Genomic DNA, 23,365 nt, shown 5'->3' on the forward strand with positions numbered 1-23,365 from the left:
ATTTACACGCTAATTGTTTGTTTTATTTTGATGTTTATATGTTATTGCAAGTTGGGTAGCCCAGGCCGTCTGAAACAAGGCTTCCTGAAACATAGTGCCGCATTCGCATACAAATCTAGGGCTGTCGGCAAGAAACTGTTACAATGGCAACGTTTTTATCAAAAAGAAAAAAACGCACGCCATGACCACTATTCGCCAAACGCCCCAAACATCGAGTGCAACGCTGGAAGGCCTCCTCGCATGGTTCGACGGCTATGTTGCCGCGCTGCCTGATCCCGATAAAAACCTAATTCAGACGGCCTTTGACCTGTCTAAAGAACATTATCCTGCCGATGCCCTAACGACTTACGGCGAGCCTTTAATGGAACATTTTCTCGGCTCGATGCAAATCGTCAGCGAACTCGACTTATTGCCCGATGCCGTGGCCGCTACGATTTTGTCCGACATCGGCAAATACGTTCCCACTTGGCGCGAATTGGTTACCGAACGCTGCAACAGTACCGTTTGCGAGCTGGTCAAAGGCGTGGACGAAGTACAGAAACTGACCCAATTCGCCCGCGTAGACAGCCTTGCCACGCCGGAAGAGCGCGCCCAACAAGCCGAAACCATGCGTAAAATGCTGTTGGCGATGGTTACCGACATCCGCGTCGTCCTGATCAAACTGGCCATGCGTACGCGCACCCTGCAATTTTTAAGCAACGTTCCTGACAACCCTGAAAAGCGCGCCGTTGCCAAAGAAACCCTCGACATTTTTGCCCCGCTCGCCAACCGCTTGGGCGTGTGGCAACTCAAATGGCAGCTCGAAGATTTGGGCTTCCGCCATCAAGAGCCGGAAAAATACCGCGAAATCGCCCTGCTTTTGGACGAAAAGCGCACCGAGCGCCTCGAATACATCGAAAACTTCCTCAATATCCTGCGTACGGAACTGAAAAAATACAATATTCATTTTGAAGTTGCCGGAAGACCGAAGCACATCTACTCCATTTACAAAAAAATGGTGAAGAAAAAGCTCACTTTCGACGGCCTGTTCGACATCCGCGCTGTGCGGATTTTGGTGGACACCATTCCCGAGTGTTACACCACGCTGGGTATTGTCCACAGCCTCTGGCAGCCGATTCCGGGCGAGTTTGACGACTATATCGCCAACCCGAAAGGCAACGGCTATAAAAGTTTGCACACCGTTATCGTCGGCCCGGAAGACAAAGGTGTGGAAGTCCAAATCCGCACCTTCGACATGCACCAATTCAATGAATTCGGTGTTGCCGCCCACTGGCGTTATAAAGAAGGCGGCAAAGGCGATTCCGCCTACGAACAAAAAATCGCTTGGTTGCGCCAACTCCTAGACTGGCGCGAAAACATGGCTGAAAGCGGCAAAGAAGACCTTGCCGCCGCCTTTAAAACCGAGCTGTTCAACGATACGATTTATGTTTTGACCCCGCACGGCAAAGTCCTCTCCCTGCCTACGGGCGCCACCCCCATCGACTTTGCCTATGCCCTGCACAGCAGCGTAGGCGACCGTTGCCGCGGCGCAAAAGTCGAAGGACAAATCGTGCCGCTGTCCACACCATTGGAAAACGGCCAACGCGTTGAAATCATTACCGCCAAAGAAGGAAATCCTTCCGTCAACTGGCTCTACGAAGGCTGGGTCAAATCCAACCGCGCCATCAGCAAAATCCGTGCCTATATCCGCCAGCAAAATGCGGATACCGTGCGCGAAGAAGGCCGCGCCCAGCTGGACAAACAGTTGTCAAAAATCTTCCCCAAACCCAATCTGCAAGCATTGGCGGAAAAACTCGGCTTCAAAAAAACCGATGAACTCTATACGGCCATCGGTCAGGGCGAAGTTTCCAACCGCGCCATCCACAAAGCCTGCGGTGCGCTGAATGAGCCGCCTCCTGTGCCGATTGATGAAACCAATATCGTCAAGCAGTCCAAAATCAAAAAAGGCGGCAAAAACGGCATTTTGATTGACGGCGAAGACGGCTTAATGACCACACTTGCCAAATGCTGCAAACCGGCACCTCCTGACGATATTGTGGGCTTTGTTACCCGCGACCGCGGTATTTCCGTCCACCGCAATACCTGCCCTTCTTTCCGCCACCTTGCCGAACAGGCTCCGGAAAAAGTGTTGAACGCAAGCTGGGCAGCCTTGCAAGAAGGACAAGTGTTTGCCGTCGATGTTGAAATCCGCGCCCAAGACCGCTCCGGTTTGCTTCGCGATGTTTCGGATGCGCTGGCGCGTCATAAACTCAACGTTACCGCAGTGCAAACCCAATCGCGTGATTTGGAAGCCAGTATGCGCTTTACCCTTGAAGTCCGCCAAGTCAATGACCTGCCGCGCGTATTAGCCAGCTTAGGCGACATCAAAGGCGTTTTAAGCGTAACGCGCTTGTAGTTCTAACGCACCAAGCAAATCTAAAGGCCGTCTGAAAGCAACTTTTTCAGACGGCCTTTTAAGTTTTTAACACACCAATATCTCAACGCTTCAACTTATCTTTCTTAAAAAGTCAGCCGCAGCCTTAGTCACCTCAATATATAACCCCCTCTTCTATTCTTACAACCAGTTGTTATTTCCTACCGGCATCATTCTCAGGCAAACTTATTATCCTCATGATAAACAAGATATTTCCAATTTAAGAGAGCCTCATGAATACACGAGATTTGTACCCTCACGAGATTTTGCAGGAAGCCATCGGCAAGAGCTGCGCCAAGTCTGAGTTCAGCATCAAAATGTTGGTGATTTTGAGTTTTTTAGGCGGCGGCTATGTCGGCTTCGGCTATCTTGCCTGCCTGCGCGTCATCAGTGGCATTCCGGCCGAATGGAACGGCCTGGCCGCCCTTTTGGGTGCGTCTGTGTTCCCGATTGCGCTGATTTGCATCTTAATCGGCGGCGGTGAGCTGGCAACAGGCAATATGATGATTATGGCTTTGGGCAGATTAACCGGCCGCGTCAGCACCTACAAACTGGTACGCAACTGGCTCATTGTCAGCTTGGGCAATCTGGCAGGCGCTGTTGCCATGGCCTATTTCCTCGGCCACTATGTCGGCTTGGCAGAGGGAGCGGCTGCGGCTAAAACCATTGCCATTGCCGAAGCCAAAGTTAATATGGACTTTGGCCGTGCCTTCGTTTCCGCTATCGCATGTAACTGGATGGTGTGCATGGGTATTTGGTTCTATTTCGGCTCACGTCATACTTCAGGCCGCATTTTGGCAACTTGGTTTCCGGTCATGATCTTCGTGTTAATCGGTTTCCAACACTTTGTCGCCAATATGTTCATCATTCCGGCCGGTATTTGGGCAGGCGCAAATGTCAGCTGGGGTCAATTTTTCTACAATATGATTCCCGTCTTCTTAGGCAATGTCCTCGGCGGATCGTCTTTTGTTGCCGCTTTCTATCTCTTCGCTTATAAACATTTGTTAAAAGAAGATTTTTCTATTTAGTTTAAACTGACTCACTACCCCGTATTCATCAGAAATACGGGGTAGTGCCGTTATCAGGCCGTCTGAACAGCTCCTTTCGTGTCGCATAATTACGCTTTTTCTCTGCATAACGTTTCATTTATAGGAAAGATAGTTTCATTGTCTTTCCTTTTCTCCAATTTAAGATAATTTTTGCAATCTTTTGTTTTCAAATAACTTCCCCTCAAAAGCGCTACGATTTTTCATAAAGCCCGTGTTCCGTGCTTTGCAAAACAAAAAATTTACTGTATTCTGAATTTAATTATTTACAATTTAATATGGATTGGTTACATATCCTATTGTATTTGAAAATAATTTATCCTGACTCTCTCGTGAAAAACAGGATTTTTAAGCTGTATTTTTATTAGAAAAAAGTTTGGGTACGAATTGTTTGCAATTTCAAAACCCGTATTTATAAGTTAGATGAGGAATAAATACATGAATCCCATGTATATCACTTTCGCGATTTATCTGATCGCCGTATTACTGATCGGCCTCGCCGCCTATTTTTCAACACGAAACTTCGACGACTACATCCTCGGCGGCCGTAGCTTGGGTCCGTTCGTTACTGCGATGTCTGCCGGTGCTTCCGATATGTCAGGTTGGCTTTTGATGGGTTTGCCCGGTGCCATTTACCTGAGCGGTTTGAATGAAGCTTGGATTGCCATTGGTCTGATTGTGGGTGCATACCTCAACTGGCTTTTGGTCGCAGGCCGTCTGCGCGTACATACCGAATACGCCAACAACGCGCTGACGCTCCCTGATTACTTCTTCCACCGCTTTGGTGCCGGCGGTCACTTGATGAAAGTGGTTTCTGCACTGATTATCTTGTTCTTCTTCACTATTTACTGTGCTTCAGGCATCGTAGCCGGTGCTACCCTGTTCCAAAGCCTGTTCCACGATCTGTCTTACACTCAAGCCATGTGGCTGGGTGCCGGCGCAACCATCGCCTACACTTTCTTGGGCGGTTTCTTGGCCGTAAGTTGGACCGATACCCTGCAAGCTTCTTTGATGATTTTTGCATTGGTACTGACTCCTATAATGGTGTATTTGGGTTTGGGTGGTGCAGATCAAATGAACGCGGCCATCCAACAAGTTGCCGCTTCTACCGGTAAAGAATACGGCAGCCTGTTTGCCGGTACTACTTTCATCGGCATTATCTCTACCGCCGCTTGGGGCTTGGGCTATTTCGGCCAACCACACATTTTGGCTCGCTTTATGGCTGCTGAAAGCGCTAAATCTCTGGTTTCTGCACGCCGTATCGGTATGACTTGGATGATTCTGTGTATGGCCGGTGCTGTGGCTGTCGGCTACTTCGGTATCGCTTACTTCGGCGCCAACCCTGCACACGTTGAAGAAATGAACGGCAACCACGAACGTATCTTCATCGCTTTGGCTACCCTGCTCTTCAACCCTTGGATTGCCGGTATCATCTTGAGCGCGATTCTCGCCGCCGTAATGTCTACCCTGTCTTGCCAATTGTTGGTTTGCTCCAGCGCGATTACCGAAGACTTCTACAAAGGCTTCCTGCGTAAAAAGGCACAACAAGCTGAATTGGTATGGATTGGCCGTCTGATGGTATTGGCGATTGCCGTGATTTCTATCCTGATTGCTTCTGACCCTAACAGTAAAGTATTAGGCTTGGTAGCTTATGCATGGGCCGGCTTTGGTGCCGCATTCGGTCCGGTTGTTATCCTGTCTGTTTTGTGGAAACGCATTACTGCCTACGGCGCACTCTCCGGCATGATTGCAGGCGCGCTGACTGTGGTTGTTTGGGCTGAGTGGATCAAAAAACCTGCTTTGGCCGCACAAGAAACAGGCTTCTCTACCGTCTATGAAATCGTTCCCGGCTTCATCGCTTGTACCCTCGTAATTGTTTTGGTCTCTCTGATCGACAAAAAACCTTCACGCGAATTGCAAGAACGTTTCGAAAAAGCAGACGCAGAATACCGCGCCTCTAAATAAGACGTTTTCAGACGGCCTGCATGATTCCGTGCAGGCCGTCTTTATGAAATAAACTGTTTCAAAATAATCTGAGCCTTATCAGAAAAAACAGCAATTTATGCGGATGCATCTTGTATCCGCATCATAATTTTATTACGATATTACTATCCTTCAGAATGCTTGTTTTAGCAGTCTTAATTCAGGCCGTCTGAAACCATGAAAAAACCTTTGGAGAACATAAATAATGTTTAACTTCGCTTTTCCAACACAAACTCCTCTGCGTCAAGCTGTAACTGATGCCTACCGCCGCGATGAAATCGAGGCCGTTCAGGATATGTTGCAACGTGCACAGATGACCGACGAAGAACGCAATGCCGCCTCCGAGCTTGCCCGTCGTTTGGTTACCCAAGTCCGTGCCAGCCGTACCAAAGCCAGCGGTGTAGATGCCTTGATGCACGAGTTCTCCCTCTCCAGTGAAGAAGGTGTTGCACTGATGTGTCTGGCTGAAGCCCTGCTGCGCATTCCGGACAATGCCACCCGTGACCGCCTGATTGCCGACAAAATCTCTGAAGGCAACTGGAAAAGCCACTTGAACAACAGCCCTTCCCTCTTCGTTAACGCGGCCGCATGGGGTCTGCTGATTACCGGCAAACTGACCGCGACAAACGACAAACAGATGAGTTCCGCATTGAGCCGTCTGATCAGCAAAGGCGGCGCCCCTCTGATCCGTCAAGGCGTTAACTACGCCATGCGCCTGCTGGGCAAACAGTTCGTCACCGGTCAAACCATTGAAGAAGCGCTGCAAAACGGTAAAGAGCGCGAGAAAATGGGTTACCGCTTCTCTTTCGATATGTTGGGTGAAGCCGCATACACCGAAGAAGATGCCAACCGCTACTACAACGACTACGTTCAAGCCATTCACGCCATCGGTAAAGATGCCGCTGGCCAAGGCGTTTACGAAGGCAACGGTATCTCCGTCAAACTTTCCGCCATCCACCCACGCTACTCACGCGCCCAACACGAACGCGTGATGAACGAACTGCTGCCACGCCTGAAAGAATTGTTCCTTTTGGGTAAAAAATACGATATCGGTATCAACATCGACGCCGAAGAAGCCAACCGTCTCGAATTGTCTTTGGACTTGATGGAAGCGTTGGTTTCCGATCCTGACTTGGCAGGCTACAAAGGTATCGGTTTCGTTGTTCAGGCCTACCAAAAACGTTGCCCGTTTGTTATCGACTATCTGATCGACCTGGCCCGCCGCAACAACCAAAAACTGATGATCCGTTTGGTGAAAGGCGCATACTGGGACAGCGAAGTGAAATGGGCTCAAGTAGACGGCATGGAAGGCTATCCGACTTACACCCGTAAAGTCCACACCGACATCTCCTACCTCGCCTGCGCACGCAAACTCTTGGATGCGCAAGATGCCGTGTTCCCACAATTTGCCACCCACAACGCCTACACCTTGGGCGCAATCTACCAAATGGGTAAAGGCAAAGACTTCGAACACCAATGTCTGCACGGCATGGGCGAAACCCTGTACGACCAAGTGGTCGGCCCGCAAAACTTAGGTCGCCGCGTACGCGTGTATGCCCCGGTCGGCACACACGAAACCCTGCTCGCCTACTTGGTACGCCGCCTGTTGGAAAACGGTGCGAACTCTTCTTTCGTGAACCAAATCGTTGACGAAAACATCAGCATCGACCGCCTGATTAAGAGCCCGTTCGACACCATCGCCGAACAAGGCATCCATCTGCATCCGGCATTGCCTCTGCCGCGCGATTTGTATGGCAAAGGCCGTCTGAACTCCCAAGGCGTCGATTTCAGCAACGAAAACGTATTGCAAAACCTGCAAGAAAAACTCAACCAAGCTTCTTCCGAAGACTTCCACGCTGCTTCTATCGTCAATGGCGAAGCGCGTAACGTGGGCAAAGCGCAACCCGTCCGCAACCCTGCAGACCACAACGATGTTGTCGGCACTGTCAGCTTTGCCGATGCGGCATTGGCTCAAGAAGCTATTGGTGCAGCCGTTGCCGCCTTGCCGGAGTGGAGCGCCAAACCTGCTTCAGAACGCGCCGACTGCCTGCGCCGTTTTGCCGACCTCTTGGAACAACACACGCCTGCATTGATGATGCTGGCCGTCCGCGAAGCCGGTAAAACCTTAAACAACGCCGTTGCCGAAGTACGAGAAGCCGTTGACTTCTGTCGCTACTATGCCAACGAAGCTGAAAACACCTTGCCTAAAGATGCCAAAGCTGTCGGCGCAATCGTTGCCATCAGCCCATGGAACTTCCCATTGGCCATCTTTACCGGCGAAGTGGTTTCTGCATTGGCAGCCGGTAACACCGTTATCGCCAAACCTGCCGAACAAACCAGCCTGATTGCTACTTACGCAGTTTCCCTGATGCATCAAGCCGGTATTCCGACTTCTGCGCTGCAACTCGTACTCGGCGCAGGCGATGTCGGCTCTGCCCTGACCGGCGATGCCCGCATCGGCGGTGTGATCTTCACCGGTTCTACCGAAGTAGCGCGCCTGATCAACAAAGCCCTGTCCAAACGCGACGACAGCCCTGTCCTGATTGCCGAGACCGGTGGTCAAAACGCGATGATTGTGGACTCTACCGCCCTGCCGGAACAAGTCTGCCTCGACGTATTGAACTCTGCCTTCGACAGCGCAGGCCAACGTTGTTCCGCTCTGCGTATCTTGTGCGTTCAAGAAGATGTTGCCGATAAAATGGTCAACATCATCAAAGGCGCAATGGACGAATTGGTTGTCGGCAAACCGACCCAACTGACCACAGATATTGGCCCTGTCATCGATGCTGAAGCCCAACAAAACCTGTTGGCCCACATCAACCGAATGAAAGGCGTAGCGAAGGCTTACCACGAAATCAAAACTGCCGCCGACGTTGATGACAACAACTCTACTTTCGTTCGTCCAATCCTGTTTGAATTGAACAACCTGAACGAGTTGCAACGCGAAGTGTTCGGTCCTGTATTGCACGTTGTCCGCTACCGCGCCAGCGAATTGGATCAACTCATCGACCAAATCAACGCCAAAGGCTATGCTCTGACCAGCGGTGTACACAGCCGTATCGAAGGTACTGTCGACCATATCCGCGACCGCATCGAAGCCGGTAACATCTACGTTAACCGCAACATCGTTGGTGCTGTTGTCGGCGTACAACCTTTCGGCGGTCACGGCTTGTCCGGTACCGGTCCAAAAGCAGGCGGTTCATTCTATCTGCAACGCCTGGTTCGTACTCCTGAATGGGTTGCCCCAACCCTCAGCCGAATCGGCCAAGCAGACGAAGACGCACTCAAACGTTTGGAAACCCTGGTTCACAAACTGCCGTTTAACTCAGAAGAGAAAAAAGCTGCAGCCGCAGCTTTGGGTCACGCACGCGTCCGTACCCTGCGCAAAGCCGAAACCGTATTGGTCGGCCCGACCGGCGAACGCAACTCATTGAGCTGGCGCTCTCCAAAACGTATTTGGGTACATGGCGGCAATCTGCTGCAAGCCTTCTCTGCCCTGACCGAGCTGGCAGCCGCAGGCATCCAAACCGTTGTTGAGCCTAACAGCCCATTGGCTTCCTACTCAGCCGATTTGGACGGTTTGTTACAAGTCAACAGCAAACCTGAAAACACAGGCATCAGCCATGTTGCCGCTATCGAGCCTTTGAGCAGCGAGCGCAAACAAGAGTTGGCCGGCCGCGACGGTGCGCTCATCCGCATTCTGCCTTCCGAACAAGGTCTGGATATCCTGCAAGTATTTGAAGAAATCTCTTGCAGTATCAATACTACCGCTGCCGGTGGTAATGCCAGCCTGATGGCAGTTGCCGACTAATCGTAGCCAAATCAAAGGCCGTCTGAAATTCAGACGGCCTTTTTTATGTTTTTATTTACATTTTTGCCGGATATTCGCACAAATCGTTAATCAGGCATTTGCTACATTGAGGTTTCAAAGCCTTGCACGTATAGCGGCCGTGCAAAATCAACCAATGATGAGCATCCATCAAAAATTCTTTGGGAATAAAGCGCATCAGCTTGTCTTCAACTTCACGCACATCCTTGCCCGGCGCGATTTTGGTGCGGTTGGCCACACGGAAAATATGGGTATCGACCGCCATAACAGGTTGCCCGAATGCAGTATTCAACACCACATTGGCTGTTTTACGGCCAACACCGGGCAAAGATTCCAAAGCCTCGCGGTCGGCAGGTACTTCTCCGTTGTATTTCTCCAGCAAAATACGGCAAGTCTGCATGATGTGTTTGGATTTGGTTTTATAGAGGCCTATGGTTTTGGTGTATTCCATCACGCCGTCCAACCCCAAATCCAACATGGCTTGCGGAGTATTGGCAACGGGAAAGAGTTTGGCAGTCGCTTTGTTCACGCCGACATCAGTCGCCTGCGCAGACAATAAAACGGCGATAAGCAGCTCAAACGGCGAGCTGAAATTCAACTCGGTAGTCGGATGAGGATTGGCAGCGCGGAAACGCTCGAAAATTTCTTGGCGGATTTGTTTGTTCATTGTTTGGATTATTTTTTTATTGGCGCAGCAATTATAGTGAAATCATGCTGATACGGCTACTTTAAGTAAAACAAGGCCGTATGAAATTGTTTTCAGACGGCCTTGTTTTATAAAAGCATTTCAATTTTAAATGCTGTTTACTTCTTACTCAAAGTCAGCCCTGTCCAGCCAAACACCAGCGTCAGAGCCAAACTCAAGTAGCAGAAGAAGGCATAAGGCAGGTATTCCCAAACAGGCACACCCAAGGCATGGCTGATGAATACGCCGCAGACGCTCCAAGGCACCAACGGGTTGATGACCGTACCAGCATCTTCCAGCGTACGGGCAAGGTTGCGCGAATGCAGGCCGAGTTTGTCATATACCGGCTTAAAGGTTTCGCCGGAAAGCAGGATACTTAAATATTGTTCGCCAATCAGGAAGTTGACGCCGACCGATGTCATAGCCACGCTGAAAGTAGCGCGTCCGGCATTGGTCAGGAACGCACGAATAGCCTCCAATAAAGACGGAATCACACCGATGCTAAACAACAGGCCGCCCAAGCTCATGCCGAGTATCACGATGGTTTGCGTGAAGAACATGCTTTCCAAGCCGCCGCGAGAAATCAAACGGGCAATGTCTTTAAATGCTTCGCCTTCAAGTTTGTATCCGCCATAAAACCACGCGCCCAGCTGTTTCAAATCAGGCGTACTGTGGAAGTAAGTGACAATCAGCGCCACCACAACGGTAAACAACATGGCCACAATAGCATTGACGCGCATCAGGGCGAGGACAACCAGCAAGGCAAACGGAATCAGTGAGTAAGCATGGACCAAACCGGTTGCTTCCAATTGCGCGCGGAAAGCTTCAACACTATTCATGTCATGCGCGGCAACATTGGGCAAGAGCCACAACATCAAAGCCGCACTGATCAACCACGCAGGCACAGTGGTGTACATCATGTTTTTGATGTGTTCGAACAAATCAATGCCGACAATCGAAGCGGAAATACCGGTCGTATCCGAAAGCGGCGACATTTTATCGCCAAAAAACGCACCCGACACAATCGCTCCTGCCGTCATCGCCATATCGGCATGAAACGCAGCCGCCATACCCATAAATGCCACGCCGACAGTCGCACAAGTCGTCAAACTACTGCCGATGGAAATACCGATGATCGAGCAAAGCGCAAACGCTGAAAAGTAAAAATAAGTCGGCGAAATCAATCCGAAACCGTAATACATCAGCGTTGGAATCGCACCGCTCATCATCAGCGCGCTGACCATCAGGCCGATAAAGAAGAACAGATAAATTGCGCCCATGCCCTGCCCGACCGCACCTATCATGCCGTTTTGCATATCTTGATATTTCAAGCCGCGCATCAAACCGTACAACAGCAAGACCACAATCGCCGTCACAATCGACATATGCGGCAGCCATTCAAGCGAAATAATCGTGTAACCCATTGCCGCCACCAAAGCCAAGGCCACAGCGATGGCCTCAAAGCGCGGCATATTGAGTAAGGATTTGAAAGCAAACATTGTTCTTTGCCTTTTTAATAAGTACTTAACAGATTTTAGCATAACAGGCCGTCTGAAACCCGATTTTCAGACGGCCTGCCTGTTATTTTATAAAAACAGCTTCAGTAAAACTGCGACACTTTCTTTAAAATATATAAAATTATTAAAATTAAATATTTTTAAATAGAAATAAATGGAATTTTATTGCTTTTTAAAACGTCCATCATGCAAAAATGCCACCACCTGCTCGACCGTTTTACGGTTAAACAGCATACCGCTATGGCTGACAGGCAAAACAACATGATCGCGCATATTCGGACAATGCGTTTCGCTGACCAAAACCGTACCATCATGTTCGCCATGCAAACCTAAAACACGACCCAGTCCATACGGTTTATTGCCGGCAATACTGCCCAACTCAACACCCTTTGGTAATTCAGGTATACCACCGTCCAATGCGCCTTTATACGAGCCGCCCAATACCGGCTTTTGCAAACCCATATTGAACACACGCTGCGCGGCACGGCTGCCTTGATGCGGCGTACCCATGGTAACGATACGGCCGCTGACTTTATTCGGATATGCAGCCGCAAAATTGCGTAAGACCAACCCACCCAAACTATGGCCGACAAAGTGCAGTGTTTCATCAGCATGGTTCTCATCAATCCATCGCGCCAAATCTTTAATATGTCGGTTCATCGAATGCAAAACACTGTAATAATCGAACAGCGCAACTTCAAAACCTTCTTGTTCCAGCAAATACGCCAGCGGTCTCATGACCCACGAATGCATGTGCAAGCCATGCAGCAAAATGATTTTGGCCATTTTTTCCTCCTGTCATTTAAATCATTATGCCACAAAGTAAAAAGGCCGTCTGAAATCCCATAAGGTTTCAGACGGCCTTTTATCATGATGAATTATTCGTCAGCTTTGTAGCCTTTTATAGCAAAGAAGACGATATAGACATAACAAATCGCTGATACAACGAAAGAAATCATCAGGCCGTAAGTATCCGCTGCCCAACCTTGTACCACAGGAACAACCGCACCGCCGACAATCGCAGTACACAATACGCCGGAAGCGCTGCTGGTGAATCGGCCCAGGCCTTTGGTTGCCAAAGAGAAAATCGTTGGGAACATGATGGAATTGAAGAAGCCGATGGCCAACAATGCCCACATCGCAACATCTGCACTGGCTTTACCTGCCAACATAGCAACGCCCAACAGGACAACAGCAGCGGTAGCATTGAATGCCAAATAGCGGTTAGGCGCAATTTTCGCCATGATGGCAGAGCCTAAGAAGCGACCAACCATCGCGCCGCCCCAGTAGAACGACAGATATTTTGCAGCAGATGCGTGGTCCAAACCTTTCAGGTAACCCAACACGTTGACCAACAAAGAACCGATAGATACTTCTGCACCAACATAACAGAAAATACCGGCCGCACCCAAAACCAAATGACGGTATTGCCAAACACTGTGTTTGCCATCATGGTTATGTTCGCTCTCTTCTTCGGCAATTTTACGCGCATCAGGCAAACGAATCATTTTGACAAACACAGCCAAAATAATCAGCAAACCGGCCAACCCTAAATACGGAATTTGAACGGAAGAAATTTGCTCGGCTTTGCTGACAGTTTGTGTTGCATCAGCCAAAATCAGGAATGCGCCGATTTGCGGAGCAATGGTCGTACCCAAAGAGTTAAATGCCTGAACCAAAGTCAGTGTTGCAGATTCTTTACCCGGTTTGGACAGCAAAGTCACATAAGGGTTACCCGCTACTTGCAACAGTGTTACACCTGAAGCCAAAATAAACAATGCACCCAAAAAAGTTGCATAAGAATGACTGCCGGCGGCAGGATAGAAGAGCAGACAGCCGATGGCGGTCAATACGAAGCCGCTAATCACGCCGTTTTTATAGCCGATTTTGCCGACCAAATAGCCCATCGGAATCGACATAATCGCATAAGCGGTAAAGAAACAGAATTGAATCAGCATCGCCTGAACATAAGTCAGGTCGAAAATATCTTTCAAATGCGGAATCAAAATATCGTTCATGCAGGTAATGAAACCCATCATGAAAAAGAGTGTGGTTAGGACAACCAGCGCAGGAGTATGATTTTGTTGTGAATGCGCAGACATGATTTGCCTTTCGTTTTGTTAAGATTTGCTGGAAAAATGAGCTTAAATCAGTTCATTAAAATTAACACCCATTAACAGCCGCCCGTATCATACTGATAATCCGTCACTTTGAAAACTATTTTCTAACGGCCGACTACATTATCCTTCAACCGTTTAATTTTAAAAAATTCAATAATATTGGATTTATCTTTTAATATATTAAAAAATAAAGGCATAATCCTCCTATTAAGCCTGTTATTTCTTTTTTACAATACTCCTTGATATAACTCAAAATATGCCTCTTCTTTACGCTTACCTTGGCCTAATTGCCTCTGCCTTTACTTCTGCCACACTACTTCCGGGTACATCCGAGGCGGCATACGCCGCATTTGTGTACCAATATCCGCAACACGCCCTCGGCGCATGTTTGTGTGCCGGGTTGGCGAATGGCTTGGGCAGTATGGTTTCGTATTACATGGGCAGGATGTTTCCAAATAAAAAAAGGCCGTCTGAAAAAGTATTGGCGCGTATAAAACGATGGGGAATTTGGCCGCTATTATTTGCATGGCTGCCGATTATCGGTGATGCCCTCCCCCTCGCCGCAGGCTGGCTCAGGCTCAATGCCCTGCATTGCGCCATTATTCTGATTGCAGGTAAACTGCTGCGCTATGCCATGATTTATTGGGGAATAAACGCAGTTGCCGGATAAGCTGACAAGTCAAAAATAAAGGCCGTCTGAACGATTCAGACGGCCTTTGCCTTTAATTCGACAATTACAACACTTTCACAATGCTCTCGCACAAATAATCGATGTTGTCATCAGTAATGCCGGCAACGTTGATGCGACCGGAGCGGACGGCATAAATGGCAAACTCGTTTTTCAAACGGTCAACTTGTTCTGGAGTCAGGCCGCTGAAAGAGAACATGCCGTTTTGTTCGATAATGAAATCAAAATCTTGGGTTGCACCTTTGGCTTTGAGCAACTCGACAAATTTTTGGCGCATGGCTTTGATGCGGCCGCGCATTTCATCGAGTTCGGCAATCCATTGTGCTTTCAAATCATCATTTTTCAACACCAGCGCAATGGTGTTCGCACCGTGTGAAGCCGGGTTGGAATACAAGGTACGGATGATGGTTTTGACTTGGCTGTGGGCGCGGGCTGCTGTTGCTTCATCTTCAGCCACCAAAGTGAACGCGCCGACGCGTTCGTTGTACATGCCGAAGTTTTTGGAATAAGAGCTGGCAATCAGCAATTCTTTATTGTATTTCAAGAATACGCGCAAGCCGTAGGCATCTTCTTCCAAACCGTTGCCAAAGCCTTGGTAAGCAAAGTCAAACAGCGGCAACCAGCCTTTTTCGGCAGAAAGTTTTGCCAAAGTTTCCCATTGTTCGGGCGTAGGGTCGATGCCGGTAGGGTTGTGGCAGCAGCCGTGCAGCAGGACGATGTCGCCTTTTTGCGCTTGGCTCAAGTCTTCAATCATGCCGTCCCAATCCAAACCGTGTTTGGCGGCATCGTAATAACGATAAGGTTTGTCTTGGATACCGACTGCTTTGGCGATGGCGTTGTGGTTTGGCCAAGTCGGATTGGAAATCCAGATGGTTTGCGCGTTCAACTGGCGTTTGGCAAATTCGGCCGCAATACGCAATGCGCCTGTACCGCCAAGGCTTTGCGCTGTTTTGGCGCGACGGCTGGCGATGATTTCGTGGTCTTTGCCAAACAGCAGAATTTGGGTTTGCTCGTTGTAATCGGCAACGCCGTCGATGGTGAGGTAGTTTTTAGTTGTCTCGCTTTCCAACAGGCGTTTTTCAGCCTCTTTGACGGCTTTGACAATAGGTGTCGCGCCGGATGCGTCTTTGTACACGCCGATGCCGAGATTGACTTTTTCGGGACGGGTTTCGGCTTTAAACGCTTCGCCCAAACCTAAAATCGGATCAGCAGGAGCAGCTTCGATATGCTTGAAGAACATGATTTTTCTCTTTACAAGTAGTAAAACGGTTGAAAAAATACAAATTTATGTAATTTTACGCCGTTTCGGGCCGTCTGAAAACGGATTATTACAGGGTTTTAACGCAAGATTGCCAACAAATCCAAAGGCGTGGCAATACGGAAATCGGCAAGCCAGTTTTCGGTTTGGTCTTCGGCAGAAATATAGCCCCAATCGGCAAGCACGGTTGTCATCCCGGCATTCTTGCCTGCCTGCATATCGCGCTCGGCATCGCCGACATAAAAACATCGCCGCGCTTCGACACCCATCTGTTCGCACGCATAAAACATGGGCTTCACGCTGGGCTTAGGTTCATCGCAAGTATCGCCGCTGACAATGACGGCAGGAGGCACGGTAAACCCGAGCTTAGGCACGAGGACATCGGTAAAGCGCATGGGCTTGTTAGTGATAACGCCCCATTGGATACCGCGTTGAACTAAGGCTTCTAGCATTTCGTTTACGCCGTCGAACAAGATGGTTTGATCGGCATAGCAGCGGCTGTATTCTTCCAAAAACTCTTTGCGCCATTGCATATAGTCCGGATGGTCGGGCGTAATGCCTGCACCAAGTTTGAGCAAACCGCTCGCACCGTGGCTGGCCTGCGGACGGATTTCATCCATGCTTTTTTCAGGCAAACCGTGTCGGCGCAATACCGTGTTGAGCGCGCCACCCAAATCAAGTGCGGTATCGGCAAGCGTGCCGTCAAGGTCGAATAATACGGCTTGGGTCATAAGTGTTCCTTTGATGATTTTAGAAGGCCGTCTGAACAATCCAACAAGTTTCAGACGGCCTGAATATGGTTAATGGTGATGGTGTTCGTGAACTTCCTGCGAACACAAAACTTCATCTTTATGCGGATGCTGTTCGCTTTCAATCTGAATCGTACAATGCCCGATGTTGTGATGCGCCAATTCATGTCCGATGCGGTAGGCGATTTGTTCGGACTCTGCAACCGTCATGTTGCCATCTACGACAATATGGCAGGACAAAACGTGGATATTGCTGGTAATCGTCCAAACATGCAAGTCGTGAACGGATTTTACGCCTTCCGTATTGCGGATAACGCTGAGCAACTCATCGGTATGGATGTTTTCCGGCGCTCCTTCCATCAAAATGTGCAAAGTCTGTTTAAACAGCTTCCAGCCGCTGCGCCCTACCAAAGCCGCCACCAATACGCTAGCAACCGTATCCGCCCATTGCCAGCCATACGCCATCATCAGTACCGCTGCGACAATCGCCCCTATCGAGCCGAACAAATCGCTGATTACATGCAGATACGCGCCGCGCATATTGACGTTTTCTTCGGTATCACTATTCTTCAACATATAAACGGCGACGCCGATGTTGACCAGCAATCCGATGATACTGACCACCAACATGCCGCCCGTCAAAATTTCCGGCGGATAAAATAATCGTTTGACTGCTTCATAAAAAATCATCGCCGCAATCAACACCAGCGACAATCCGTTAAACATCGCCGTCAAAATTTCAAAACGCTTGTAACCGAATGTCTTTTGCAGCGTGGTCTGTTTCTCGCCAAGTTTGAATGCCCACAATGCCACGCCCAGCGAAAACGCATCGCTGAACATATGCCCCGCATCAGAAAGCAGGGCCAAAGAGTTGGTCAGCCAGCCGCCGACCGCTTCAACCAGCATAAATCCGGCAACGACGAAAAATGAAATGCGCAATACCTGCTTATTGGCGGTATGCGTGTGCGCGTGCGAATGATCGTGATGATGTGCCATGATGATTTTACCGTTTCAGACGGCCTTTTTATCCTGTTTCAAACTTTTCTCAAAATCTTCCAACATATCCAGCTCGAAACGGCTGAATCCTGCACGTTCCCGTGCTTCGATATTAACGTAGCCTCGGAATATAAACATATCGTAACGCGCAATCAGACTGCGGAACAGGGCGACCGGTTCCAAACCGCGCTCACGGCAAAGATGCTGATACCAATGATTGCCGATGGCGACATGCCCCACTTCATCGCGATAAATAATATCCAGCACATCGCAGGTTTCCACATCGCCACGCTGTGCCACTTTTGCACGAATACCCGGCGTGACATCCAAACCGCGCGCTTCCAACACCCGCGGCACCAAAGCCATGCGCAACAAAGGATCGTAAGCAGTTTTATATGCCATATCCCACAAATGCCCGTGCGCTTCAAAATCGCCGTAATCGTAGCCCAAGCTGTTCAGACGGCCACGCATTAAGCCGAAGTGAAACACTTCTTCTTTCGCCACCCTTACCCAATCGCGTACAAACTGAAACGGCATATTGCGAAAACGATACGCCGCATCCAAAGCCAGATTAATCGCATTAAATTCAATGTGCGCAATCGCATGCAGCATGGCCGCATAGCCTTCGACCGTATTCATCTTGCGCGGCGTAACCTCCGAAGGCGCAACCAAACGCGGACGGGATGGATGACCGGCAAAACGGCAATCCACGGGTTTCGACGCTTCAGCCGTCAAACCTTCCGCCTCGCCCAACTGCGCAAACAAGGCCTGCGTCAATCTTCCCTTTTCACCCGGATTGTCCGACAGCAAAGCCTGTTCCAATAAAGGATAAGGATTCAGATACATACAAAACCATTGTTTTCAAAAGATAAATATTATAACCGTTTTAAAAAGCAAACAGAAAGACTATAATTTCAAGCTTTCCGTAAAATGACATTAAATACCACACCAAGCCCTTATGCGTTTCATTAAAAAAACGTCAAAACCAAATACAGGCCGTCTGAAGAAATGAAATTATTTCAGTCACTTGATTGGATTCTTCATATTTACACAAATTAAACCCGCCATTCAGCCCCTTGCCTGTTACACCATAACGTCTATACTGAACCCATCTCTCCGAACAAGGAACCAAAACATGAAAACTACCCGACTGTTCACCCTGACCGCTGCCGCGCTGCTTTCTTCAGCCATCGGCTTTGCACAAGCCGGCGCAGTGGACGCCCTGAAAAAATTCAATAATGACGCCGACGGTATCAGTGGCAACTTCAGCCAAACCGTTCACAGCAAAAAGAAAACCCAAACTACATACGGTACATTCAAAATCCTGCGCCCTGGCTTGTTCAAATGGGAATACACCAAACCCTATAAACAAACCATCGTTGGCGACGGCAAAACCATTTGGCTCTATGACGTAGATTTGGCGCAAGTAACCAAGTCCTCACAAGACCAAACCATCGGCGACAGCCCTGCCGCCATCCTCTCCAACAAAACGGCATTGGACAGCAGCTACACGCTAAAAGAAGACGGTTCTGCTAACGGTATCGACTACGTTTTGGCTACGCCTAAGAAAAACAACGCCGGCTACCAATACATCCGCATCGGCTTCAAAGGCGACAACCTCGCCGCCATGCAGCTGAAAGACAGCTTCGGCAACCAAACCAGCATCAGCTTCAGCGGTTTGAACACCAAGCCTAACCTTTCCAGCGGTATGTTCAAATTCACACCTCCTAAAGGCGTTGATGTCTTGAGCAACTAAGCTTTCAACTGAAACACAAAGGCCGTCTGAACAACAGACGGCCTTTTATTTAGTTCAATTCAAAATCAAACACACTGTTACTTTTGACCTTGAATGGCCGCGGCAATTTTTTCTGCGCCTTTTTTCGCCCAGTCTGCCTGCTTGGCTTCCACCATCACGCGCACAACAGGCTCGGTACCGGATGCACGCAAGACCACGCGGCCTTTGCCTTCGAGTTCTTTTTCCACTTCGGCCAAAGCCTCTTTGGAAGCGTCCTGCCAGTTTTGGCCTTTTTTGATGCGGACGTTGATCATGGTTTGCGGATACGGCTGCCAATCGGCGCAAACGGTGGCAAGGTCTTGATTCAAGGTTTGCAATGCGGCCAAAACTTGTAGCGCGGAAATGATGCCGTCGCCGGTATTGTGTTTGTCCATGCACAAAATATGACCGCTGGCTTCGCCGCCAATCAGCCAACCGCGTTGGTGGAGCTGTTCCAACACATAGCGGTCGCCTACTTTGGCGCGGCAGAAATCAACGCCCTGCTCTTTCAAAGCAACTTCCATCGCCATATTGGTCATTACCGTACCCACAACGCCGCCGATTTCCACGCCTTCATGTGCGCGTGCTTTGGCAATCACATAAATCAAGCTGTCGCCGTCATACACTTTGCCATTGCGGTCAACCATCATCAAACGGTCGCCATCGCCGTCCAAGGCAATGCCGTAATCGGCTTCATTTTGCAACACAGCGGCTTGCAAAGCTTTCGGATGGGTCGCACCGCATTTTTCATTGATGTTGTAGCCGTTTGGCTCATTACCGATACTGACCACTTGCGCACCCAATTCATGGAATACTTTAGGCGCAACCGCATAGCCTGCACCATTGGCGGTATCGACCACCAATTTCAGACCGCGCAAGTCCAAATGACTTGGGAAAGTGGATTTACAGAACTCGATATAGCGGTCATCCGCACCATTAATCCGGCGCGCACGGCCAAGACGGCTGGACGGCTGGGTTTTCATTTCCTCATCGATTTTGGCTTCGATTTCCAACTCGATTTCATCGCTCAGCTTCACACCGCCTTCGGCAAAGAATTTAATGCCGTTATCGGAATAAACATTGTGGGAAGCAGAAATCATCACACCTGCAGACAAACGCAAAGCACGGGTCAAATACGCCACGCCCGGAGTCGGCAAAGGGCCGGTTTGAATAACATTAACACCGGCGGCGGTAAAACCGGCAATCAGCGCGGCTTCCAGCATATAGCCTGAAATACGCGTGTCTTTACCGATCAAGACGGTCGGTTTGATTTCGCCTTCATGCTGCACCAAAACCTGACCTGCCGCATAGCCTAATTTCAGGACAAAATCAGGATTAATAGGGAATTGACCGACTTCGCCACGCACACCATCAGTACCGAAATATTTTTTTGCCATGAGATAACTCCGTGATTGTTTTGTCGTATGTGAATATGGTTGAACTTCTTTAAAAGAATCTTGATTGTATTCGAAGGCTGTCTGAATCTTTCAGACGACCCTTGATCATGAGAATAATTTACTACTTCAGTATTATAGCAAGATCCGGATTTCCTGCACGAAAAAAGCGCATCCTTTTGCAGAATGCGCTTCCTATTCGAGATTCGAAATCAAATCTTAGAATTTAGCACCAGACTGATTAGCCATGTAATCAACTGCAGCTTTCACTTCATCATCGCTCAGGCTACCGTTACCGCCTTTGGCAGGCATTGCGTTAAAGCCTTCGAGTGCGTGTTTGTGCAGGGTGTCTTTACCTTGTTTGATACGAGGAGCCCAGTCTTCTTTTTTACCTACATGAGGAACACCTGGAACTGCACCGCCGTGACATGCTTGGCAGTTGGCTTCGTAAACTTTTTTGCCGTCTGCGCCGCCGGCTGCTGGAGCTGCCGCACCTTTATCATCTGCTTTGGCCGCATCTGCTTTAGGGGCTTCTGCAGGAGCTGCACCTTCAGCCGCCGGAGCTGAAGCAGCTTCGCCGGAAGCGGCTGCATCGGCAGGAGCTGCGGCATCAGGATCAGGGAAAGTACCGCCAGCTTTGTTGGCCATATAAGTAATCACGCGTTTCAATTCTTGGTCGGTCAAATCAGCCGCACCGCCTTTGGCAGGCATTGCATTGAAACCGTTCAGAGCGTGTTGGAACAAGGTATCGAAACCTTGGGCAATGCGAGGCGCCCAATCGCCTTTGTTTTCAAATTTAGGCGCTTTGGGAACGATGCTGTCCGCCGCGTGACATTGAATACAGATTTTGTTGAAAATCTGATCGCCTTGACGCTCGCCGACTGGAATACCGTCGCCCAATTTCAGTTGGCCGACTGGCTGGATACGGGTTTGAGTCGCAGCTTCGGTTGTTTCGGCAACATCGCCGAATGAACCGCTTCCCGCCAGTTTGATCAGGAAGTAAATCACTGCAATGACAATAACGATACCGCTCACAAGGGTGAACAATGCAGAGCCTTGGGCTTTGTGGTCGCGGAGTTGTTTCATTTGGTAGGCCTCGCCGTTAGGTTAGGTTGTGCTGTAAGTTATAGTTTATGTGTTAAACGCAGTTAACAATATTTTGCTGGATTATACTGAATTCGCAAAGGCTTTCCAATCCATCTTGAGAAAAAGATACGCAAAAATCCTCAAAAAGGCCGTCTGATTCTTGTAAACCTTTGTAGTTATTTGAATATTCCACCCATGCAAAAGCGTGACCGCCAATGCCACTTTCTGACACTTTCAAGATAAACTTTGCCAACGGCGCCAATATGCGTTAACCTTACGGCTCTCGCACCCATAGCTCAGTTGGAAGAGTGTCAGTTTCCGAAGCTGGAGGTCACAGGTTCGATCCCTGTTGGGTGCGCCAATTATAAAGAGGCCGTCTGAAAGATGAAAATTTTTCAGACGGCCTTTTGATTTACTTCAAATAAAACTACATTCAATTTCAGATTAAACGGCTATTGCAACACTTTGGCAAATGCTTCGGCCACATAATCGATATTCGATGCATTCAAACCGGCTACACACATCCTGCCCGAATCCAGCAGGTAAACGGCAAACTCGTCACGCAGGCGGTGTACCTGCTCTACGGTCAAGCCTGTATAGCTGAACATACCGCGCTGTTTGATGAAATAGCTGAAATCACGATTGGGGATTTTGGCCGTCAAAACATCATAAAGTTTCTGACGCATGGCACGGATGCGGTCGCGCATGGCGTAAACTTCGTTTTCCCACAAAGCGCGCAGCTCCTCGCTGTTCATCACATCAGAAGCGATATATGCACCATGCGCGGCAGGGCTGGAATAAATACGGCGGACGGTAAATTTCAACTGTCCGAACACCAGCTCTGCTTCTTCCTTATTGGGACACACTGCGCTCAAACCGCCGACACGCTCGCCGTACAGCGACAGGTTTTTCGAAAAAGAATTGCTGACAAACAAAGGCAGGCCCATTTCGACGGCTTTACGGATTGCATAGGCATCGCTGTCCAAATCCTCGCCGAAACCTTGATAGGCAATGTCCATAAACGGAATCAGCTTGTGCGTTTTGATAATGTCCAACACTTTATCCCATTGCGCTTGCGACATATCGACGCCGGTCGGGTTTTGACAGCATGGGTGCAAAATCAAGACGCTGTTTTCCGGCAAGGTCTTGAAAAACGCAGTCATTTCTTCAAATTTCACGCCGACGGTTTCAGGGTTGTAATAAGGATACGTCCCCACTTCAAAACCGGCGCCTTCAAAAATACCTTTATGGTTGTCCCAAGTCGGGTCGCTGACATAGGCTTTCGCTTCAGGGAACCAACGGTGCAAAAAGTCGGCACCGACTTTCAACGCCCCCGAGCCGCCCAAAGTCTGTACGGTCGCAATGCGCCCTTCTGCCAATGCCGGATTATCCTTGCCAAACAACAAACGCTGAACCGCGCTTCGATAAGTGTCCAAACCTTCCATCGGCAGATAAGGCGATGGGCGCGGTACGGCCGCACGCTCTGCTTCTGCCCGGCGGACAGATTCCAAAACCGGCATTTTGCCTTCGTCATCAAAATAAATGCCGATGCTCAAATTGACTTTTTCAGGACGCTCGTCGCGTTTGAAGGTTTCAACCAAACTCAAAATCGGGTCGCCCGGATAATACTCGACATGACGGTACATGGTGCTTCCTTTGTTTTTAGACAGAATGGGGAAGATTGTGGCACTAAAAAGCCTTATTTGCAAAATCAGGCCGTCTGAAAAAATTCAGACGGCCTGATTATTTTGGGTAAGCGGATTAAATGGTTGATCTTACCTTTGCATGAGAGTGAGACAGACTAGCATCTCATCGGATTATCTGGTT

General features: G+C 49.1%; 17 protein-coding genes and 1 tRNA gene. 7 read left to right on the forward strand and 11 right to left on the reverse strand.

Annotation, left to right across the window (positions count from 1 at the left end):
• Positions 1 to 181 precede the first annotated feature (181 nt).
• The 4 genes from ACTHSN_RS10315 to putA all read left to right on the forward strand — a co-directional run bounded on the left by ACTHSN_RS10315 (position 182) and on the right by putA (position 9,253).
• A complete protein-coding gene (locus ACTHSN_RS10315; protein WP_070460959.1) occupies positions 182 to 2,395 on the forward strand; it encodes a RelA/SpoT family protein in 2,214 nt (737 codons plus the stop codon).
• A gap of 251 nt (positions 2,396 to 2,646) precedes the next feature.
• Positions 2,647 to 3,441: a formate/nitrite transporter family protein gene (locus tag ACTHSN_RS10320; protein ID WP_070460961.1), complete on the forward strand. Its 795-nt coding sequence runs from the start codon at positions 2,647 to 2,649 to the stop codon at positions 3,439 to 3,441.
• A gap of 456 nt (positions 3,442 to 3,897) precedes the next feature.
• Positions 3,898 to 5,424 carry a sodium/proline symporter PutP gene (gene putP / locus ACTHSN_RS10325; RefSeq protein WP_070460963.1) on the forward strand — a complete coding sequence of 509 codons (1,527 nt, stop codon included), beginning with the start codon at positions 3,898 to 3,900 and terminating at the stop codon, positions 5,422 to 5,424.
• Between the two features lie 223 nt (positions 5,425 to 5,647).
• Positions 5,648 to 9,253, forward strand: a complete 3,606-nt coding sequence (gene putA, locus ACTHSN_RS10330; RefSeq protein ID WP_107792002.1) for a bifunctional proline dehydrogenase/L-glutamate gamma-semialdehyde dehydrogenase PutA — start codon at positions 5,648 to 5,650, stop codon at positions 9,251 to 9,253.
• 55 nt (positions 9,254 to 9,308) lie between these two features.
• Here putA and nth read toward each other — a convergent pair whose 3' ends face one another.
• The 4 genes from nth to ACTHSN_RS10350 form a co-directional block, all read right to left on the reverse strand.
• Complete coding sequence (gene nth, locus ACTHSN_RS10335) at positions 9,309 to 9,938, reverse strand: endonuclease III (RefSeq protein ID WP_049323145.1); 630 nt, start codon at positions 9,936 to 9,938, stop codon at positions 9,309 to 9,311.
• A 137-nt stretch (positions 9,939 to 10,075) separates the two neighbouring features.
• Positions 10,076 to 11,455, reverse strand: a complete 1,380-nt coding sequence (gene nhaC, locus ACTHSN_RS10340) for a Na+/H+ antiporter NhaC (RefSeq protein WP_070607613.1) — start codon at positions 11,453 to 11,455, stop codon at positions 10,076 to 10,078.
• A gap of 180 nt (positions 11,456 to 11,635) precedes the next feature.
• On the reverse strand, positions 11,636 to 12,259 hold the full coding sequence (locus ACTHSN_RS10345) for an alpha/beta fold hydrolase (RefSeq protein WP_285070994.1): 624 nt from the start codon (positions 12,257 to 12,259) through the stop codon (positions 11,636 to 11,638).
• Positions 12,260 to 12,351: 92 nt separating this feature from the next.
• Positions 12,352 to 13,575: a sugar MFS transporter gene (locus tag ACTHSN_RS10350; protein WP_440365302.1), complete on the reverse strand. Its 1,224-nt coding sequence runs from the start codon at positions 13,573 to 13,575 to the stop codon at positions 12,352 to 12,354.
• Positions 13,576 to 13,849: 274 nt separating this feature from the next.
• Between ACTHSN_RS10350 and ACTHSN_RS10355 the strand changes: the two genes are divergently transcribed.
• On the forward strand, positions 13,850 to 14,263 hold the full coding sequence (locus ACTHSN_RS10355; protein WP_070646700.1) for a YqaA family protein: 414 nt from the start codon (positions 13,850 to 13,852) through the stop codon (positions 14,261 to 14,263).
• Positions 14,264 to 14,327: 64 nt separating this feature from the next.
• Here the strand turns inward: ACTHSN_RS10355 and ACTHSN_RS10360 are convergent, their stop codons facing one another.
• From ACTHSN_RS10360 to ACTHSN_RS10375, 4 genes are all read right to left on the reverse strand, one after another.
• The gene (locus ACTHSN_RS10360) at positions 14,328 to 15,521 is read right to left on the reverse strand and encodes an amino acid aminotransferase (protein ID WP_070813762.1); all 1,194 of its coding nucleotides are present in this window, start codon (positions 15,519 to 15,521) and stop codon (positions 14,328 to 14,330) included.
• Between the two features lie 98 nt (positions 15,522 to 15,619).
• A complete protein-coding gene (locus ACTHSN_RS10365) occupies positions 15,620 to 16,270 on the reverse strand; it encodes an HAD family hydrolase (RefSeq protein ID WP_070813761.1) in 651 nt (216 codons plus the stop codon).
• 69 nt (positions 16,271 to 16,339) lie between these two features.
• Complete coding sequence (locus tag ACTHSN_RS10370; protein WP_107792004.1) at positions 16,340 to 17,284, reverse strand: cation diffusion facilitator family transporter; 945 nt, start codon at positions 17,282 to 17,284, stop codon at positions 16,340 to 16,342.
• A 15-nt stretch (positions 17,285 to 17,299) separates the two neighbouring features.
• Positions 17,300 to 18,130 carry a ferritin-like domain-containing protein gene (locus ACTHSN_RS10375; protein ID WP_107792005.1) on the reverse strand — a complete coding sequence of 277 codons (831 nt, stop codon included), beginning with the start codon at positions 18,128 to 18,130 and terminating at the stop codon, positions 17,300 to 17,302.
• Positions 18,131 to 18,419: 289 nt separating this feature from the next.
• Between ACTHSN_RS10375 and lolA the strand changes: the two genes are divergently transcribed.
• Positions 18,420 to 19,040, forward strand: a complete 621-nt coding sequence (lolA, locus tag ACTHSN_RS10380) for an outer membrane lipoprotein chaperone LolA (protein ID WP_036493771.1) — start codon at positions 18,420 to 18,422, stop codon at positions 19,038 to 19,040.
• Positions 19,041 to 19,117: 77 nt separating this feature from the next.
• Here lolA and glmM read toward each other — a convergent pair whose 3' ends face one another.
• Both glmM and ACTHSN_RS10390 read right to left on the reverse strand, forming a co-directional pair.
• A complete protein-coding gene (glmM, locus tag ACTHSN_RS10385; protein ID WP_003747557.1) occupies positions 19,118 to 20,455 on the reverse strand; it encodes a phosphoglucosamine mutase in 1,338 nt (445 codons plus the stop codon).
• Between the two features lie 216 nt (positions 20,456 to 20,671).
• On the reverse strand, positions 20,672 to 21,538 hold the full coding sequence (locus ACTHSN_RS10390; RefSeq protein ID WP_049323135.1) for a c-type cytochrome: 867 nt from the start codon (positions 21,536 to 21,538) through the stop codon (positions 20,672 to 20,674).
• A 285-nt stretch (positions 21,539 to 21,823) separates the two neighbouring features.
• On the opposite strand from ACTHSN_RS10390, the gene ACTHSN_RS10395 reads away from it, so the two are divergent.
• A tRNA-Arg gene (locus tag ACTHSN_RS10395) sits at positions 21,824 to 21,899 on the forward strand.
• A gap of 91 nt (positions 21,900 to 21,990) precedes the next feature.
• Here ACTHSN_RS10395 and ACTHSN_RS10400 read toward each other — a convergent pair.
• Positions 21,991 to 23,184 carry an amino acid aminotransferase gene (locus tag ACTHSN_RS10400; RefSeq protein ID WP_188211421.1) on the reverse strand — a complete coding sequence of 398 codons (1,194 nt, stop codon included), beginning with the start codon at positions 23,182 to 23,184 and terminating at the stop codon, positions 21,991 to 21,993.
• Between the last annotated feature and the right edge of the window lie 181 nt (positions 23,185 to 23,365).

Source organism: Neisseria sp. P0009.S010, from assembly GCF_051958545.1.
Taxonomy (GTDB): domain Bacteria; phylum Pseudomonadota; class Gammaproteobacteria; order Burkholderiales; family Neisseriaceae; genus Neisseria; species Neisseria subflava_A.